The organism is Nocardia aurea (assembly GCF_003123685.1).
GTDB classification, from domain to species: domain Bacteria; phylum Actinomycetota; class Actinomycetes; order Mycobacteriales; family Mycobacteriaceae; genus Nocardia; species Nocardia aurea.
Genome location: NZ_QCYJ01000178.1, coordinates 1 through 3,489, shown reverse-complemented (window position 1 = coordinate 3,489; position 3,489 = coordinate 1). Strand labels below are relative to the sequence as shown.

Sequence of the window (3,489 nt, the reverse complement as noted above, 5' to 3'; positions counted from 1 at the left end):
GTGGCCGCGGCGCGCGCCGCGGGGCACCGCGACCTGCCGGTGCCGCCGACCTTTCTGTTCTGCCTGGAGATGGAGCACCCCGACCCTTTGGGCTATGTGCGGGCATTAGGTGTCGACATGAGCCGCCTGCTGCACGGGGAACAGCGCTTCACCTACTACGCGATGGCCTACGCCGGCGACCTGCTGACCTACGACTCCCGGCTCACGGACGTCTACAGCAAGAAGGGCGGAGCCCTGGACTTCCTGGTACGCACCACTGACGTCACCCGCCACGACGCCCCCATCGCCCGGCTGACCACTGTCCTCGTCGTACGCAATCCGGAGGCTGCCCCGTGAATGTCCAGCACGGTGACTGTCTCGCGCCGCTCCGGCTCCCGCCGATCGATCGCCTCCGGCTGGCGCTCTACGCGGGCGCTTCCGGCGACCACCATCCCCTCCACCTCGACATCGACGTTGCCAGGGCGGCCGGCCACGACGATGTCTTCGCCCACGGAATGCTTTCCATGGCCTATCTCGGCCGGTTGCTCACCCGGTTGGTGCCGCAGGAGCGCATCAGGTCGTACGAGGTGCGCTTCACCGCCATCACCCCGCTCCACGCCGAGCCCGTCTGCACCGGAACCGTCACCGCGGTCGAGGGCGGGACCGCCCGGCTAGAGCTCGCGGTGACGCTGGCCGACGGGACGGTGACGCTGCGCGGCACCGCCGTCATCGACTTGGAGGAGGGCGCGTGGACAGGCTGACCGGAAGGGTCGCGATCATCTCAGGCGCGGGTCGCGGCATCGGCCGGGCCATCGCGTTGAAACTGGCTGCGGAGGGCGCCGGCGTGGTCGTCAACGACCTCGACCCCGAGCCGGCCGAAGAGACCGTCGCAGCGGTCAAGTCCGTGGGTGGTGAGGCGGTGGCCTGCCCGGGCGACGTGACGGAGCTGAGCTTCGCGCACCGGTTCGTACGGACCGCGATGGATTCCTTCGGCGGCCTGGACATCATCGTCAACAACGCCGGCTACACCTGGGACGCGGTCATCCACAAGATGACCGACGAGCAATGGGACGCCATCCTCGACCTCCATCTGAAAGCGCCCTTCAGAATCCTGCGTGCCGCCCTGCCGTACCTGAAAACCCACCCCGTCGAGTACCACCGCAAGGTCGTCAACATCTCCTCGGTCGCCGGCCTGGGCGGCAACCCGGGGCAGGCCAACTACGCGGCGGCCAAGGCCGGCGTGGCCGGCCTGACCAAGACGCTGGCCAAGGAGTGGGGCCGACACCGCGTCAACGTCAACGCGGTGGCCTTCGGCCTGATCGCCACGCGGCTGACCGAGACACCCGCGGACGAGGGCGCCAGCATCACCATGTACGGCAAGCAGATCAAGATCGGTATAGGCGCCCACCTGCTGGAGGCCCTGAAGGGCAGCATCCCCCTCGGCCGGGCGGGCACGCCGGAGGAAGCCGCGGGCGCGGTCTACCTGCTGTGCACGCCTGAATCCGACTACATCAGCGGCCAGGTCGTCGTGTGCGGCGGCGGATTCGCCTTGTAGCCCTCACGCTAGTCAGCCCGCCTGGAGGAATCGGCGAGCGCTCCTGAGGATCTCGAAGCGCACTCCGCCGGAGGTCTCCTTCCGCCGCACCAGCCCGAGCATCAACAAGGTGTGCACCTGCTTGGCGACGTCACTGACCGGCAGGTGCAACGCTACCGAGATGTCCTTGACGGACCAGGCGGTGCCGATGTGCGCGGCGCCTGCCAGCACCTTCCGCCCGGCCGGATCGAGCCAGCTGATCGCCTGCGGGATGACCTCGGCCGGCCCCTGCCCGCCGCCGGTGCGCACCGGCCAGGCCGACAGCGCGGCAGGGTCGCCCAGCAGTTCGTCCCGCAGCTCGTCGAGCCGATGCACCAGGCTCCACTGGGCGACCACCTCCAGGGCCGCGGGAATGCCATCGACCTGCCGGCAGATGTCGGCGATCACTGTCGCGTTGGCGGCGTCGAGGGTGAACCCGGGATGTGCGTGTCTGAGATGGCGAACCAGCAGCCGTCCGGCCTCGGAATGCTCGGGGGCCGCGTTTTCCGCCTCCACCGGTACCTGCAGCGGGGCGAGCGGCAACAGGCGCCAGCCCTGGAAGTGGTGCGGCCGCCGGGTCGTCACCAGGACGCGGAGTCGCCGGCAGCGGTGCAGAAGGGCGTACACGGCATCGGCATGTCCGCCGAGGACGTCGTAGCCGTCCAGTACCAGCACGGTGGCCTGTTGCCCGATGGCGTCCGCCAGCGCGATCTCTGCGGTGAGCAGATCCTCCGCGATGACGTCTGAGACCCACAACACCACCTGCTCAATGCCGTGCAGCTCGTTGGCCACCTCCATGACCAGGCGGGTCTTGCCGATCCCGCCAAGCCCGGCGACCGCCGTCAGCCGTTCACCCGAGCCGACCAGCTCGCGCAGTAGCTCGCGTTCCGCGATGCGCCCGACCAGCTCGCCGGTGGGTACGGGGATCCTCCTGGCGCTGTCGAGCGCCTTGAGCTCACCGGCGTCTTCCGGCAGCCCGGTTGCGGCCTCCAACGCGGCGCGGCGCGATCCCTCGACGCGGAGGCCGTTGGCCAGAAGCCTCACCGTCTCCCTGCGTGGATGCTTGACCCTGCCGGATTCGAGGTCGCGGATGGCGCGGACGCTGACCGCGCTCAGGTCCGCCAGGGCCTGCTGAGACAGCCTGGCGCGACGACGGTACGAGCGAAGTAGGGAGCCCAGGTCTTCGACGTGTGTGTTGCTGAGCACTGCGTCTCCTTGCCGGCCCGTTGCCTGCCATGGCCTGCCACAGCACCCGTGCGGCAGGCCATGTCATGATCACGCTTGTCTTGGTCAGCCCCAGATGTTGCTGTTGTGGATAGCGATAGAGGGTGGTGGGAGGGGCAGGCCGTCCGCGGCGGCCCGCGAAGGGCGGTCAGCCGCAGGGCCCAACGTGGTGGTCATGATGGCGGAGGCGACGCCCAGCATGGCGACGCGAGATACAAGCTTCATGTCCCGCTCCTTGAGGTCAGCGGATGTCCGCTGGTGGTCACGTGGTGACTCGCTTGGCTCGGGTACGTCCGGCCTCCCGGCCCTTCGGCTTCGGCCTGGCGACGTTTCCCGGCGTTCCCGAGTCTGCGTCGGCCTCGGCGCGGCAGAAAGGCTTCGCATGGTTCCTGAAGCGGCCTGACCTATTTAGGCACCCGTTCGTCTTCAGGCACCCGTTCGTCCCCCCGGGCAGAAGCCACGGCCGGCGACTGATCCGACGGCACCTCTCGGTCGAATCGACCATAAGAGCCAGAAGCGGACTCAGGGGGAAGGAGCAAGCTCATGCGGGGCAGACACATGAGAAGGCGCCCAAGGCGGTGGCTTCCGCCGTTGACGCAGCCGCCTGCTCGGCGGTTCCCCACGGCCGGTCCTCCGACGCACACCGCCTTGATCGGGGGAACTGACGTCCGGTGAACGCCAGCAGCGGGCCGGCCACCAGTCGGGTGAGGCCG

At 69.0% G+C, this 3,489-nt stretch carries 5 protein-coding genes; 3 read left to right on the top strand and 2 right to left on the bottom strand.

Annotation, left to right across the window (positions count from 1 at the left end):
- The 3 genes from DAT37_RS43570 to DAT37_RS43560 form a co-directional block, all read left to right on the top strand.
- A partial coding sequence (locus DAT37_RS43570) for a MaoC family dehydratase N-terminal domain-containing protein (protein WP_109530851.1) occupies positions 1 to 336 on the top strand: 336 nt, incomplete at its 5' end.
- Entirely contained in the window at positions 333 to 740 is a 408-nt protein-coding gene (locus tag DAT37_RS43565; protein WP_109530850.1) for a MaoC/PaaZ C-terminal domain-containing protein, read from the top strand. The genes DAT37_RS43570 and DAT37_RS43565, both read left to right, overlap by 4 nt.
- Positions 728 to 1,534 carry an SDR family NAD(P)-dependent oxidoreductase gene (locus tag DAT37_RS43560; protein WP_109530849.1) on the top strand — a complete coding sequence of 269 codons (807 nt, stop codon included), beginning with the start codon at positions 728 to 730 and terminating at the stop codon, positions 1,532 to 1,534. Before DAT37_RS43565 ends, DAT37_RS43560 begins: the two co-directional genes overlap by 13 nt.
- Positions 1,535 to 1,546: 12 nt before the next feature.
- On the opposite strand, the gene DAT37_RS43555 is transcribed toward DAT37_RS43560, so the two are convergent.
- Both DAT37_RS43555 and DAT37_RS44730 read right to left on the bottom strand, forming a co-directional pair.
- Entirely contained in the window at positions 1,547 to 2,758 is a 1,212-nt protein-coding gene (locus DAT37_RS43555; protein ID WP_157979012.1) for a helix-turn-helix domain-containing protein, read from the bottom strand.
- Between the two features lie 84 nt (positions 2,759 to 2,842).
- Positions 2,843 to 3,001 (bottom strand): hypothetical protein, encoded by a 159-nt coding sequence (locus DAT37_RS44730; RefSeq protein ID WP_157979011.1) that lies wholly within the window; start codon positions 2,999 to 3,001, stop codon positions 2,843 to 2,845.
- Between the last annotated feature and the right edge of the window lie 488 nt (positions 3,002 to 3,489).